The following is a 13,432-nucleotide window of genomic DNA, read 5'->3' as shown; positions in this document are numbered from 1 at the left end:
TCCCATCCCTTTTTGAAGAAGAGGAGTCCTGAGCATGAGCAAGAAGTCCGTGGTGCTGGCGTTCTCCGGTGGACTCGATACCGCGTTCTGCACGGTGTATCTGCGCGAGCAGGGCTGGGACGTCACCACCGTCACCGTGGACACGGGCGGCTTTCCGCCCGAGCAGCTGGAGCGCATCCAGGCCCTGGCGCTGAAGCTGGGCGCGGTGGCGCACCACACGGTGGACGCGCGCGACACCCTCTTCCAGGGCTACCTGCGCTTCCTCATCGCCGGCAACGTGCTGCGCGGCCAGGTCTACCCGCTGAGCGTCTCCGCCGAGCGCGCCTGCCAGGCCGTGGAGGCCGTGCGCATGGCGGAGAAGCTGGGCGTGCAGGCCGTGGCCCACGGCAGCACCGGCGCGGGCAATGATCAGGTGCGCTTCGACGTGGCCTTCCGCACGCTCGCGCCCCAGTTGCAGCTCATCACCCCCATCCGCGACCTGGCGCTGTCCCGGAAGCAGGAGCTGGACTACCTGGCGGAGCGGGGCGTGCACCTGCCCGCGAAGCTGGGCGCGTATTCCATCAACGAGGGCATGTGGGGCACGTCCGTGGGCGGCAGCGAGACGCTGGACTCGTGGAGCACCCTGCCCGAGGCGGCCTTCCCCGGTGGCGTCATCCCCAGCGACCTGAAGCCGCTGCCCGTGGTGGTGTCGTACGAGAAGGGCGTGCCGGTGGCGCTGGACGGCCAGGCGCTGTCGGCCGTGGCGCTGGTGGAGAAGCTGAACGCGCTGGGGCGCACGTACGGCATCGGCCGGGGCGTGCACCTGGGCGACACCATCCTGGGCATCAAGGGCCGCGTGGGCTTCGAGGCGCCCGCGGCGCACCTGCTCATCGCGTCGCACCGCGAGCTGGAGAAGCTGGTGCTGTCGGGCAAGCAGCTCTTCTGGAAGGAGACGCTGGGCAACCTGTACGGGTCGCTGCTCCACGAGGGGCACTTCTTCGACCCGGTGGTGAAGGACCTGGAGGCGTTCCTCGCCTCCTCGCAGGAGCGCGTGACGGGCGAGGTGAAGCTGGTGCTCACCCCGCGCATCCACGTCGTGGAAGGCGTGCGTTCGCCGCACTCGCTGATGGACGCGAAGGTGGCGACGTACGGAGAGGCCAACGTGTTGTGGACGGGGACGGAAGCGGCGGGGTTCGCCAAACTCTACGGTGTCGCGCAGATGCTCTCGCAGAAAGCCAAGTGACATGAAGATCCAGGTCGACAAGGTGGGCAGTGTCACTCGCAACCTCCAGGTGGGCCGCACGGTGCACCTCGCGGACGAGGTGAAGTGCGAGGAGGGCGCGGTCATCGCGGTCCGCATCCACGGGGAGAAGACCGTCTACAACCAGTTGGAGGACGTGAACGGCCGGCTCGTCACGCTGCACGCGGGCGACATCGTCGTGGGCGCGCTGGGCCACCGCAACGCCCTGCACGGCTACGAGGGCGTGGTGCCCACGTCCGTCACGGTGGGCGACCGGCTCCACATCCTCAACATGGGCGGCGTCATCGGAAAGTGCACGTCGCACAACCCCGGCGTGGGCGCGCCCTTCGAGGCGGAGGTGCTGGGCCAGGTGCTGACGTTCCCGGAGTTCCAGTCCCGCGCGGGCGTGCACGCGCACGTCTCCGCGGGCGCGCTCAAGGGCACGTCCAAGGCGGTGACGTGCCCGGTGGTCTACGTGGTGGGCACCTGCATGAACGCGGGCAAGACGTACGCGGCCAGCGTCGTGGTGCGCAAGCTGTCCCAGGCGGGCTACCGCGTGGGCGGCGCGAAGCTCACCGGCGTGTCGCTGATGCGCGACACCCTGGCCATGCAGGACAGCGGCGCGGACGTGGTGATGGACTTCACCGACGCGGGCATCGTCTGCACCGGGGCGCGCACGGCGTCCAGGGTGGCGCGCATCGTGTTCTCGGAGATGGCGGCCCAGGACGTGGACGTCATCGTCGCGGAGACGGGCGACGGCATCATGGGCGAGTACGGCGTGCAGGCCATCCTGGCGGACCCGGAGCTCAAGGCCCTGGGCGGCGCGTTCATCCTCTGCGCCAATGACCCTGTTGGCGCGGCGGGCGGCGTGCGGCACCTGCGCGAGGTGTACGGCATCGAGATGGACATGGTCGCCGGGCCCGCGACGGACAACGCGGTGGGCGTGCGCTTCGTGGAGCAGGTGGTGGGCCTGCCGGCCCGCAACGCGCGCGCGGATCCAAACGCCCTGGGAAACCTCATCGTGGAGAAGCTCGCGCCGAAGCTGGGCGCGGGGAGGAAGTCATGACGACGCCTGCGCACATCTACATCCTGGGGGCCTCCGGTTTCGGCGGGGGCGAGCTGTTGCGACTCTTGTCCGGCCACCCCGGCGTGGCCGGCATCCGCGCGGTGTCCCGGCACCATGCCGGGTCGCCCATCCACAAGGTGCACCCGCACCTGCGGGGGCTGGTGGACGGCCGCTTCGAGGCGGAGCCGGACTGGCGCTGGCTCTCGGACTCGGCGCGCCCGGTGGTCTTCAGCGCGCTGGGCCACGGGGAGCTGGCGTCGCAGTTCGCCGGGCTGGAGAAGCAGTGGGCGGACGCCGGCCTCACGGACCGGATGCTGCTGGTGGACCTGTCGTCCGACTTCCGCCTGGACCACCCGGGGCGCTACGCGGGCGCCTACGGCCGGCCGCACCCCGCGCCGGAGCTGCTGGGCACGTTCACCTACGGCCTCACCGAGTGGAAGCGGGACGCCGTGAAGACGGCGAAGCGCATCGCCAACCCGGGCTGCTTCGCCACGGCGGTGCAGCTGGCGCTCCTGCCCATCGCGGCCACGCCGGGGCTGGGGCTGCTGGCCGTGTCGGGCGTGACGGGCTCGTCCGGCTCCGGCTCGCTGCCCGGTGAGGGCACGCACCACCCGACGCGCGCGCACGACTTCCGCGCGTACAAGCCGCTGGAGCACCAGCACGAGGCGGAGGTGGAGGTGATGCTGGTGGCGCACGGAGCGTCCCGGCACCGGCTGGCCTTCGTGCCGCACTCCGCGCCCATGGTGCGCGGCATCTTCGCCACCGTGCAGTTCGAGTGGCCGGAGCACGGCGGCGCGGTGGTGACGCAGTCGCTGACGGAGAAGTACCGCCGCTACTACGAGGGCTCGAAGTTCGTGCGCATCGTGGAGGGCACGCCGCGCGTCGCGGCCGTCACCGGCAGCAACTTCTGCGACATCTCCGTGGCCACCAAGGGCCGCTCCGTGGCGGTGATGGCCGCGCTGGACAACCTGGTGAAGGGCATGGCCGGGCAGGCGCTGCAGAACTTCAACGTCGCGCTCGGCTTCGACGAGGACACCGGCCTGCGTCAGGCGGCCTGCTACCCGTAGTCCCCGGCGTGCCCCGCGGCCCCCTCAGGCCGCGGGCGTCTTCGGCGCTTCGCCCGGGGGGGACTCCTGCCCCTCGGGCGCGGCCGGGGCCGTGGAGGGTGCGGCAGCGGTAGAAGCGGCCTGGTCCCGCTGCTCCAGGCGCGCACCGCCGGCCTCCGCGGCCTTGAGGAACTCGTCGTACTCCGACTGGCGCTCCACGGCCTTCACCTGCGCGGCGGAGGAGCCCCGCTCGGCGGCGGTCCGCGCGGCGCGGATACCCCAGGCGCTGAGCAGGATGCCGCCCACGAAGGTGGCCAGCCGCAGCGCCGACGCGAGCCCCCACCCGTGCGTCAACATGTCCGTCCCGTCGCTCACGAAGCCGAGCGCGACGACGAAGACGCCGCCCGTCATGGCGGCGCCCAGGGCCGTGCTCCACGGCCGCAGCGCGACGACGCGCGCGACGGCGTAGCAGAGGGCCGGCAGCACGGCCAGAATCCACAGGTTCTGCAGCACCACCGCCACGAAGAGCCGGAGGACGTCGGAGGGCAGCGCGCCCAGCGGATCCCTCAGGCGGATCATCAGCGACACGCCGAGCATCGTGCCCAGCACGAGCGACAGGAACCCCAGTCCGACGATGAACTGGAAGCGGCGGATGCGGACGCGCAACGGCTCGAGGACACCGGGCTTGGGGCTCACGGCCCGGGAGCCTAGCGCACTCTCACCCTTCGTCCTCTTCCGCGACGGCCACTTCCCCCGCCGGGCGAGGGGGCGGGCCGTCGCCGTAGAAGACCTCCTCCAGCACCAGCCCCTGGGGCGGCGCGGTGGCCCCGGCGAGCTTCCGGTTGCGCGAGGCCAGCACCTGCGCCACCCACGCCTCCGGGCGGCGGCCCTTGCCCACCTCCACCAGCGTGCCCACCAGGTTGCGCACCATGTGCTTGAGGAAGGCGGTGCCCTCCACGACGACGGCCACCGCGTCGCCGGAGGCGCCCTCCACCCGCACCTGCCGCACCTCGCGCACCGCGTGCTTCGCCTGGCAGTCCGCGGCGCGGAAGGCGGAGAAGTCGTGCCGGCCCAGCAGGGCCTGCGACGCGCGGCGCATGGCCTCCACGTCCAGCGGGGCGAAGAGCTCCCAGTGCGTCGTGCGCAAGAGCGGCGAGCGCGTGCGCCGGTTGCTCAGCCGGTAGCGGTAGCGCTTGCCGCGCGACCAGCGGCGCGGGTCGAAGTCCGGGGACACCACCTCCGCGGCCACCACGGCGATGTCCGGCGGGAGGATGCCGTTGAGGCCCATGGTGTACGCCTTGAGGGGCAGCTCCCGCCCCGCGTCGAAGCACGCCACCTGCCCCGTGGCGTGCACGCCGGAGTCGGTGCGGCCCGCGGAGGCCACGAACACGCGCTCGTCCAGGAGCTTGTGGAGCGCGTCCTGGAGCGTGGACTGGATGGACGGCCCGTTGGGCTGCACCTGCCAGCCCACGTAGCGGGTGCCGTCGTATTCGAGCGTCAACTTCAGCCGGGGCATGGGGTGGCGACCGGGGCGCGGGGCTTCAGCGCGTCTTCAGCCAGCCCTCCAGCAGGTCCGCCACCAGCTTCGCGGTGCTGACGTTCGCCTTGCGCGCCTGCGCCTCCAGCTTCTCGTACAGCACGGGCTCCAGCGGCAGCGCGAGCAGGCGCGGTTCGGTGCTGTTGCCGTCATCCAGCCGCATCGCCTCCGTGGGCGGGCCGTCCACGAACGCCGCCACCTCCGACAGCTCCAGCGCCTCCTCGGAGGTGGGGGCGGAGGACTGGCGGGTGGAGACGCGGCGCAGCTCCTGCGAGCGCTCGTCCTCGAAGAGCTGCTTGACGAAGTTGGCCAGGTGCAGCGGCGTGGGCGTGAAGTCGTACGCGTCCAGGAAGGCGTCCAGGTCGCGCTGCATGTCGGCGGCCGTCGCGTAGCGGCGCTCGCGGTCGCGGGCCAGGGCGCGCATCAGGATGGCCTCCACGCGCTCCGGCAGGTCCTCGCGGAAGTACGACGGCGCGTAGATTTTGGCTTCGGTGATGCTGCGCATGACGGCGACGTCGGACTCGCCGGTGAAGAGCTTGAAGCCGGTGAGCCACTCGTAGAGGACGGTGCCCAGCGAGAAGATGTCGCTGCGGCAGTCCAGCGGCCGGCCCAGGCACTGCTCCGGGCTCATGTAGCTGAGCTTGCCCTTGATTTCGCCGGAGCGCGTCTCCTCCACCTGGTTGGCGGCCTTGGCGATGCCGAAGTCGAGCACCTTCACCGTGCCGTCGAAGGCGACGACGATGTTCTCCGGCGTCACGTCGCGATGGACGATGTTGAGCGGGTTGCCGTGCAGGTCCTTCTTCACGTGCGCGTAGTGCAGGCCCGCGCAGACGCAGGAGGCGATCTTCAGCGCGTACACCAGGGGGAAGGGGATCCCCATGGCCTCCGCCTTGGGCACGATGCGGCGCATGTCGCGGCCGGACACGTACTCCATGGCGATGAAGTAGCTGTCGACGATCTTCCCCAGGTCGTGGATCTGCACGATGTTGGGGTGGTTGAGCTGCGACGCCAGCCGCGCCTCGTTGAGGAACATCTTCACGAAGGCGGCGTGCTTGGACAGGTGCGGACGGATGCGCTTGATGACGATGGGCGTCTCGTCACCGCGCGAGTCCACCTGGTGGGCGAGGAAGATCTCCGCCATGCCTCCCACGGCGATCCGGTCGATGAGCCGGTAGTTTCCAAAGCGGACGGCGTCGCGCGGGGGCGCGGAGGCAGCGGGAGCCATGGCGGCAATGTAGCCGCGCCCTGGCCGGTGGCGCTAACGAAGTTGGACGACATGCACCTTGAGCGCCGGCTCCTCGCCCGGAGGTGTTGGATAGTCGAGCCCCGAGGGACCGAGCGACCCCACCGTCCGCCCTGCCCTGCCGGCCCGCGTCACCCCTTCGAGCACCATGGATTCGAACCGGCGCACCGGCAGGCCCGCCAGGTTGCAGCAGGCGACCAGGCGCCCGCCCGGGGCCACCACCCGCGCGGCGGCGTCCGCCAGCCGGGCGTAGTCACGCGCGGCGGAGAAGCGGTTCGTCTTCGTGTTGGAGAAGGACGGGGGGTCCGCGACCACGACGTCGAAGGCCTCCCCCTTCTTCGAAAGCCGCTGGAGCCAGTCGAAGACGTCCCCGGCCACGTAGTCGTAGCGGTCCACGCCCTGGCCGTTGAGGCGCGCGTTCTCCTCGCCCCATTCGAGCACGCGGCGGCTGGCGTCCAGGTTGAGCACGCGCTTCGCGCCGCCCGCGGTCGCGGCGACCCCGAAGCCGCAGGTGTACGCGAAGAGGTTGAGCACGGTGAGGCCCCGCGCCTGGGCCATGAGCCACGCGCGCGTGTCGCGCATGTCCAGGTAGAGCCCCACGGAGAGGCCCTGCCCCGGGCGGATGTGGAAGCCCAGGCCGTTCTCCTTCGCGACGAGCGCATCCACGGGCTCGCCCCGGGCGGCGGCCTCCGGCGCGAGCGCGTCCTTCGCCACGTTGGCGAGCACGCGGGCCTCGCGGGGGCGGCGCTTCAAATAGACGCTCCGGGGCGTCCAGGCGGCGGTGGCGGCGTCCAGCAGCAGCGCCTCCTCCGCTTCGGACAGGTCGCGGTAGAGGCTCACGACGACGACGTCGCCAAAGGCGTCCGCGGTGACTTCCGGCACGCCGTCCGCGGCGCCGTTCAGCAGGCGGAAGGCGGTGGTGGCGGCGTCGGAGAGCAGCGCACCCCGGCGCTCGCGGGCGGCGCGCAGGGTGTCCACGAGGCGGGGAGGCAGGGCACTCACGCGCCCCTTCTACCCTACGTGCCCAGCCGCGCGCGGGACCAGACGCGGGCCAGGGCGGCGGCGGCGTCGCGGGCCAGGTCCACGAAGTCGTGGCCCAGCAGCTGGCCTTCGCGCACGCAGACCCGGCCGTTGACCAGCGTCCACGCCACCCGCGAAGGCACCAGCTGCCCCAGGAGGAAGGGCGAGTAGCCCGTCTCCGGGTCGGCGGCGGGGATGGCGTCGTAGACGACGAGGTCCGCGATGCTGCCCTCGTCCACGCCGCCAGAGGGCCGGCCATACAGGCGGGTGCACAGCTCCGCGGGGCCGCTGATGAACAGGTGCGCGAGCGAGTCGTCCAGGTCGGGCATCCGCCCGGAGCGGGCCAGGTGCAGCATCCCGGCGAGCGCCGCGGCCAGCTCCTCCTGGAGCGAGCCATGGCCACCGGTGCCCAGCCCCACGAGGTGCAGGCTGGACAGCGGTCCCTCCGCGGACTCGCCCGTGCGTTCCAGCGACCGGGTGGCGCGGGGCGTGAGGGCCACGAACGTACCGGAGGCGGCCAGCCGCTCGGCTTCGGCGCGCTCCACCGCGCGCGGATAGCCGGCGATGGCGTGGGGCCCCAGCAGGCCCAGCGCATCCAGGCGGGGCACGACGCGGCGGCCGTGCGCGGCGTAGGTGGCGGACAGGTCGTCCTCGCTCTCCGCCAGGTGGAAGACGAGCGGCGCGTCCAGCTCCGCGCGCAGGCGGGAGATGCGCGACAGCAGCGCGTCCTCGCAGGTGTACGACGCATGGAAGCCCAGCGCCCCGCGCACCCGGGGGTGGTCGCGGTGACGGCGCACGAAGTCCGCGTTGGCTTCAGCCTGGGCGTCCGCCTGGGCCGCGCCATCCAGGCTGTGCGTGGAGTGGGACGCGACCAGCCGAAGCCCCATCGCGTCGGCGGCGCGCGCCTGCGCGTCCAGCCCCCCGGCCACGTCCAGAGGACAGGACAGGTGGTCCACGACGAGGCTGACCCCGTCGAGCAGCGCGCGCGCGGCGGCGAAGCGGGTGAGGATCTCCACGTCCTCGGCGTTGAGGAGGGCGGACACCTGGCGCATGCGCTCCAGGCGCGAGCGCGGCTGGCGCAGGAGGAAGTCGCCGTTGGGCGGCAGCAGCTGCCCGTTGACCAGGTGCGAATGACAGTCCACCAGCCCGGGGGCGACGAGCCGGCCGCGACACGCGACCTCCCAGTCACCCGGGAGCACGGGGACCTCGGAGTCCGGGGCGACGCGGCGGATGAGGCCCTCCTCCACCACGACGGCCATGCCGTGGCGGACGCGACCGTCCGCACGGAACACGGCGCAGTTCTTCAGCAGCAGTCGGCCTTCCATGGACATCCCCGTTTTAGCACGGGGGCCGGGTCGGGGAAGAACCCGTCCCACCCGGGGCGTGGCGGTGGGCAGGCCCGGGCTCGCGAGGCGCGTGGATCCGCCCGGGGAGGGCCCGGCGTGAACCTCCGCCTCGGCAGGCGCCGCGCGGATCATCCCTGCCAACGGGGAGTCCGCCGGTCCCGGCACGCGGGAGGGGCGCCTCGCGTCTCCCTGGCAGCCCGGCAGGGAAGACCCGCCGCGCATCCGTCAGGCGGAGGACCCCGGGTTCTTGGGGCCACGGCGCCCCGGTATACTCCGCGTCCCATGACACCGCTCAGCCCCGGAGTCGCCACCTCCACGGAGCAGGACGCGCCGGCCGCTCCCGGCTCGCTGCGCTTCCGCCGCCTGTGGCTGTTCTCTCCCAGGGCCGACCTGGCCATCCTCGCCATCCCCCTGGCCCTCACCCTCTGCGCCGCCGGGGCCAGCGCGTTCATGGCGCCCGTGGCGGCGGATGGCGCCCACCGGCTGATGTCCTGGACCGCCCAGAACATCCTCGGCAACGCCACCCACGTGGTGCTCACGTTCCTGCTCTTCGGCGTGCACCGGGACGTGCTCACCGCCGCCCCCGGCCAGCCCCGGAACATCCTCGCGGGCACGCTCGCCATGCTCGCGGTGGGCGCGGGCTTCTTCTTCACCTTCTACGCCGACCGCTCCATCCACACCTTCGCCGTGGCCGTCATCTTCAACGTCTTCGGCATGCACCACACCCTGTCGCAGCACCGGGGCCTGTGGTCCCTGCACGGCCTGCGCGGGGGACAGGAGGGGCTCACGCCGCCCTCCCCCCTCGAGCGCCGGCTCCAGCAGCTCTACGTGCCGCTGCTGCTGTCCATCCTGCTGGTGCGCATCTTCTTCGTCGCCGAGTCCGCCGCGCCCGACGCCCCGGCCTATCTGGACGTGGGCCAGGGCACAGTGCTGCCGTGGCAGATGCTGCCCGTCCTCATCGCCCTCTGGCTGGGCTACTTCCTGCTGCTGTTCCGCGCGGTGCTGCGCTCCGGCACCGCCAGCGGCCCCAAGGTGCTCTACCTGCTGGGCATGGCGACGGCGACGGGCCTGGCGCTCGTGGCCCCGGAGTGGGGCTACGTGATGCTGCCGGGCATGCACGGGCTGGAGTACTACATGCTGAGCGCGCGCATGCTGGAGCCGCGCGAAGGTGACGCGCCCCGCCTGGGCCGCGGGTTCATCTGGCCCGCCATGGTGCTGGCCATGCTGCCGCTGCTCGCGCTGGGCGTGGTGCACGGCTTCCTGCTGGATGGCCCCGTGCGCGGCTCGCTCAGCATCGGGAGCGGCGCGCTGTCACACCCGCTGCTCCGGGGCCTGACGTCCCTGGGCTTCGCGGTGGTGCTCGCCCACTACTTCGCGGATGCGTTCATCTTCCGCTTCCGCATCCCGTCCATCCGGCAGGTGATGCTGCGCCGGCTGGGACTCGCCAGCCCCGCGCCGCTGCCCGCCTCCGCGGCGCGGTAGGACTGAGCGGCCTTCCTGGAAACGAAAATGGCAGGCCCTTCCAGTTGGAGGGACCTGCCATTCAGGAGAAGCACCGGGCGGTCGCGAGGTTGGAGCCGAAGCCCACCTCGCGAAGCCTGGCGTGGCTCACTGGTAGGTGTTGTTCTGGCCGAAGGACTTCATCGTCTTCTGCTTCAGGTCCTTCGACGCCGTCTGGCCGTCGTTCGCGACGTTGTCGTTACCGGCCAGCGCCGCGGCGGAGGCGCCGAACAGCTTGCGGATGTTGTCGCCGAACAGCGTGATGACGCCGATGGCCGCGATCGCGATCAGGGCAACGATGATGATGTACTCGGTCATGCCCTGACCACGGGACTTACGGAGCTGGATCTTCTGCTTCTTCGCGAGCGTGTTCATGGGGGTCTCCAGGGGTCTAGCAGCGGTGAAGAACTCACCCTGCGGGTGTCAGGGTCGAAACGGACAGTAGAACGATCCCACCCGCACCTCCATCCGTCATCGGGAGGATGGGGGGGTGGATCCAATGATTCCAGCCACCTGGAACCACTCAAGACGGATCCACGCGGGTTTCAGGGGCTCCCGGGCACCGCGGTGGGCACGGCGGCGGGCTTCGCGTCACAGCCCGGCGGAGGCAGCGCTTCGCAGAACTTCTCGAAGGCGTGCTCGAGCTTCGCATCCTCCGGGTGGCGCGCCAACACCTCGCGGCCCATGGCGAGCGCGGCGTCGGGGCGCTCGGGCGTCCACGGCGTGCCGGACGACCAGGCCCGGTCCGTGAGCAGCTGGAGGTACGCGGCCATCATCCCCGGTGAGCGGACGCCCTTGGCGATCTGCGGCTCCAGCACCGACGCCGCCAGCGTCACGTCGCCCTGCGCCAGCACCACCCGGCCGAACGCGAGCGCGGCCTCCGGATCCTCTGGCGCCAGCGAGTGCCACAGCCCCGCCACCCTGCGCACCAGCGGATCATTCTCCGGGTGGTAGCGCTCGACGTTGCGGTACAGCCCGGAGACCTGCTCGACGGTGGGCGGGTTTGTGCGCACGTAGTCGTGCAGCAGCAGGCCAGGGCCCATGTCCGGGGCGCGGCGCTGGTCCTTCACCCGCACGTCCACGTTGGCGAGGAAGAAGGCCACGGGCGAGGCGTACTCCAGCAGGTTGTGGTCGTCCGTGTTGATGGGCCCCTCCCCGGCGAAGTCCTGCTGGCCGGCCTCCGTGTGCACCTGCTTGAACAGCAGGCCGAACAGGTCGTGGATCTCCACCCGGGCCAGGTCCGCCTTCACGTCCGGCCGGGCCATGCGCGCGGCGACCGACGCGGCGTCGAAGGACAGCGGCTTGCGGCTTGCCACCATGATGAGGTCGGAGGGCCCCAGCCAGGTGGTGGCGTGCGGGAAGGTGTCGCGCAGCGTGCGCATCACCAGCCGGACCAGCTCCTGGTTGCTCTCATACGTGTGGATCCACTGCACCAGCACGCCGTCGTCCGCCAGATGCTTGTCCACCAGTTGGAAGAAGTCGCGCGTGAAGAGGCCGGACACGCCCGCCACCCAGGGGTTGGACGGCACGCTGACGATGAGGTCGTACTTGATGGGCGCCAGCGCCATGAACGTCTTCGCGTCGTCGATGTGGATGTGCGTGCGCGGATCATCCACCGCGTTGCGGTTGTCGTCCTTGAACAGGCGGGCCGCGTCGATGACCGCGGGGGAGATCTCCACCAGGTCCAGCCGCTCCACCGGGTGGGCCAGCACGCTGCCCGCGGTGATGGCGGCCCCGGAGCCGATGAGCAGCACGTTCTTGGGGTCGCGCGGTTGCAGGAGCGCGCCCAGGTGGCCGGCCAGCACCTGCGTCTGGATGTCGGTGCCGTTGCTGGCGTCCACCTTGCCGTTGATCTTCATGAAGCGGATGTTGTCCGCCGGCACCTCGCCCACCATCACCGTGGCGAAGGTGTCGTCCGCGTAGAAGCGGGGCCGGATGCGCTTCTCCGTGGCCTCCAGCAGCTTCGCGTAGCTCTCCGGGGGCTTGGAGTCCACGCGGATGGCCGCGATGTGGCTCAGCCGCTGCGGCCATCCATGCATCCCACCCAGCACGGCCACCGCCAGCACCGCCGCCGCGCCCACCGGCGCCAGCGCCCGCCACGCCGGCGCCGCGCGCGCGCCCGCCCCGTCCTGTCCGTGGGAGGCCGCATGGAACGCCAGGCCCGCGGCCAGCAGGTTCGCCACCGCGCCCGCGACGAAGTTGCCCTGCATGCCCCAGAAGGGCATCAGCACCAGCCCGCCCAGCACCGCGCCGGAGATGGTGCCCAGCGTGTTCCAAAGGTACACGCCGCCCAGCTGGCGCCCCACCTCGGACACCTTCGCCGTCGCCACCCGCGCGGCGGCCGGGAAGGCCGCGCCCATGATGAACGTGGGGATGAGCAGCACCGCGCAGCAGAACGCGAAGGTGATGGCCTGGAAGATGGGCCACGTCTCCAGCGAGCGCGTCAGCATCCACTCCGACCAGCGGAACAGGTGCGGCAGCCGCACGTACAGCGGCAGCGCCACGCAGAGGCTCACCACCAGCGCCACCTGCGTCCAGCCGTACAGCTTCAGCGAGTCCCCGCCCTCCTTGCGCGTCATCAGCCAGAAGCTGCCCAGGCCGATGCCCAGGATGAACGCCGTCAGGATGAGGGTGAAGGCGTAGGTGGACGCCCCCATGACGATGGACAGCAGGCGGATCCACGTCACCTGGTACAGCATGGACGTGAAGCCCGACAGCATCACGCCCAGCAGCGCCGCGCGCACCGCCCGGCGCGGATAGGCCACGTCCTCCGCGGCGGCCGCGGCCCCCACCACCAGGGCGGGCGGGTGCTGACGGGCGAGCGCCAGCGCCGCCAGCGCGAGGAACACGTTGAGCCCGGCGGCCAGCGTGGCGGACGCGGACAGGCCGATGAGCGGCACCAGCCGCGTGCCCGCGATGTAGACGCCCACCGCGGCGCCCAGGCTGTTGATGGCATACAGCCGCGCCAGCTCCCGCCGCACCCCGGCGAGGCTCGCGGCGAAGTGGCGCACCAGCGCCGGCAGCGTGCCGCCCATGAGCAGCGTGGGCACCACCAGCGACAGCGCGGACACCATCAGCCGGGGCCCCACCCGCAGGTGCTCCGGGACGTGGGGCGCCACCGCCAGCCACAGGTGCTCCAGCGCCCCCAGCACGGTGGGGAACGCCAGGGCGTACAGGCCCACGCCCAGCTCCAGTACGCCGTAGAGCGCCAGGGGGTTCTTCACCCGGTCCGCTGTCCGCCCGAAGACAAATGCCCCCAGCGCCAGCCCTCCCATGAACGTGGCCAGCACCACCGCGTGCGCCTGACCACTGTTGCCCAGGACATTTCCCAGGTACTTGGACCACACCAGTTCGTAGACGAGCGCGGTCGCGCCGGACAGGAACAGCAGCGCGGCCACAAGGTTCTTCGGAGGACGTGGTGTGTGGGTCATAGGGACAGCGCGCGACGTTAACCG

General features: G+C 71.6%; 11 protein-coding genes. 4 read left to right on the top strand and 7 right to left on the bottom strand.

The window, feature by feature from the left end; all coding sequences use genetic code 11:
* Window positions 1–34: 34 nt before the first annotated feature.
* The 3 genes from argG to argC are packed head-to-tail and all read left to right on the top strand — an operon-like array spanning window position 35 to window position 3,352.
* Window positions 35–1,222, top strand: coding sequence for an argininosuccinate synthase (argG, locus tag OV207_RS07160; RefSeq protein WP_193347989.1), 1,188 nt, complete (start codon window positions 35–37; stop codon window positions 1,220–1,222).
* Window position 1,223: 1 nt separating this feature from the next.
* Entirely contained in the window at window positions 1,224–2,285 is a 1,062-nt protein-coding gene (locus OV207_RS07155) for a DUF1611 domain-containing protein (RefSeq protein ID WP_193347988.1), read from the top strand.
* Window positions 2,282–3,352, top strand: a complete 1,071-nt coding sequence (argC, locus tag OV207_RS07150) for an N-acetyl-gamma-glutamyl-phosphate reductase (protein ID WP_267553720.1) — start codon at window positions 2,282–2,284, stop codon at window positions 3,350–3,352. Before OV207_RS07155 ends, argC begins: the two co-directional genes overlap by 4 nt.
* A 24-nt stretch (window positions 3,353–3,376) precedes the next feature.
* Here argC and OV207_RS07145 read toward each other — a convergent pair whose 3' ends face one another.
* Genes OV207_RS07145 through OV207_RS07125 form a run of 5 tightly spaced genes read right to left on the bottom strand, consistent with a single transcriptional unit; the run spans window position 3,377 to window position 8,456 of the window.
* Window positions 3,377–4,027 (bottom strand): hypothetical protein, encoded by a 651-nt coding sequence (locus tag OV207_RS07145; RefSeq protein ID WP_267553718.1) that lies wholly within the window; start codon window positions 4,025–4,027, stop codon window positions 3,377–3,379.
* Between the two features lie 22 nt (window positions 4,028–4,049).
* Window positions 4,050–4,847 (bottom strand): tRNA pseudouridine(38-40) synthase TruA, encoded by a 798-nt coding sequence (truA, locus tag OV207_RS07140; RefSeq protein ID WP_267553716.1) that lies wholly within the window; start codon window positions 4,845–4,847, stop codon window positions 4,050–4,052.
* 25 nt (window positions 4,848–4,872) lie between these two features.
* Window positions 4,873–6,093 (bottom strand): serine/threonine protein kinase, encoded by a 1,221-nt coding sequence (locus OV207_RS07135; RefSeq protein WP_193347985.1) that lies wholly within the window; start codon window positions 6,091–6,093, stop codon window positions 4,873–4,875.
* Window positions 6,094–6,126: 33 nt separating this feature from the next.
* Entirely contained in the window at window positions 6,127–7,113 is a 987-nt protein-coding gene (locus OV207_RS07130) for a class I SAM-dependent rRNA methyltransferase (protein ID WP_267553715.1), read from the bottom strand.
* Between the two features lie 14 nt (window positions 7,114–7,127).
* Complete coding sequence (locus tag OV207_RS07125; protein WP_267553713.1) at window positions 7,128–8,456, bottom strand: amidohydrolase family protein; 1,329 nt, start codon at window positions 8,454–8,456, stop codon at window positions 7,128–7,130.
* A 303-nt stretch (window positions 8,457–8,759) separates the two neighbouring features.
* On the opposite strand from OV207_RS07125, the gene OV207_RS07120 reads away from it, so the two are divergent.
* A complete protein-coding gene (locus OV207_RS07120) occupies window positions 8,760–9,959 on the top strand; it encodes a hypothetical protein (protein WP_193347982.1) in 1,200 nt (399 codons plus the stop codon).
* A 126-nt stretch (window positions 9,960–10,085) separates the two neighbouring features.
* Here OV207_RS07120 and OV207_RS07115 read toward each other — a convergent pair whose 3' ends face one another.
* Both OV207_RS07115 and OV207_RS07110 read right to left on the bottom strand, forming a co-directional pair.
* The gene (locus tag OV207_RS07115; protein WP_193347981.1) at window positions 10,086–10,352 is read right to left on the bottom strand and encodes a hypothetical protein; all 267 of its coding nucleotides are present in this window, start codon (window positions 10,350–10,352) and stop codon (window positions 10,086–10,088) included.
* 170 nt (window positions 10,353–10,522) lie between these two features.
* On the bottom strand, window positions 10,523–13,375 hold the full coding sequence (locus tag OV207_RS07110) for a fused MFS/spermidine synthase (protein WP_267553710.1): 2,853 nt from the start codon (window positions 13,373–13,375) through the stop codon (window positions 10,523–10,525).
* Window positions 13,376–13,432: the final 57 nt, after the last annotated feature.

This window comes from Corallococcus sp. BB11-1 (assembly GCF_026626625.1).
Taxonomy (GTDB): domain Bacteria; phylum Myxococcota; class Myxococcia; order Myxococcales; family Myxococcaceae; genus Corallococcus; species Corallococcus soli.
Note: the sequence above shows the minus strand (reverse complement) of the source record. Positions and strands in the feature narration are given on the sequence as shown.

What these genes read in the sequence shown, in the direction of transcription:
- OV207_RS07135 (WP_193347985.1), bottom strand. Translation starts at nt 6,093, where the DNA reads ATGGCTCCCGCTGCCTCCGCGCCCCCGCGCGACGCCGTCCGCTTTGGA.
- OV207_RS07155 (WP_193347988.1), top strand. Translation starts at nt 1,224, where the DNA reads ATGAAGATCCAGGTCGACAAGGTGGGCAGTGTCACTCGCAACCTCCAG.
- OV207_RS07120 (WP_193347982.1), top strand. Translation starts at nt 8,760, where the DNA reads ATGACACCGCTCAGCCCCGGAGTCGCCACCTCCACGGAGCAGGACGCG.
- OV207_RS07125 (WP_267553713.1), bottom strand. Translation starts at nt 8,456, where the DNA reads ATGGAAGGCCGACTGCTGCTGAAGAACTGCGCCGTGTTCCGTGCGGAC.
- truA (WP_267553716.1), bottom strand. Translation starts at nt 4,847, where the DNA reads ATGCCCCGGCTGAAGTTGACGCTCGAATACGACGGCACCCGCTACGTG.
- OV207_RS07115 (WP_193347981.1), bottom strand. Translation starts at nt 10,352, where the DNA reads ATGAACACGCTCGCGAAGAAGCAGAAGATCCAGCTCCGTAAGTCCCGT.
- argC (WP_267553720.1), top strand. Translation starts at nt 2,282, where the DNA reads ATGACGACGCCTGCGCACATCTACATCCTGGGGGCCTCCGGTTTCGGC.
- argG (WP_193347989.1), top strand. Translation starts at nt 35, where the DNA reads ATGAGCAAGAAGTCCGTGGTGCTGGCGTTCTCCGGTGGACTCGATACC.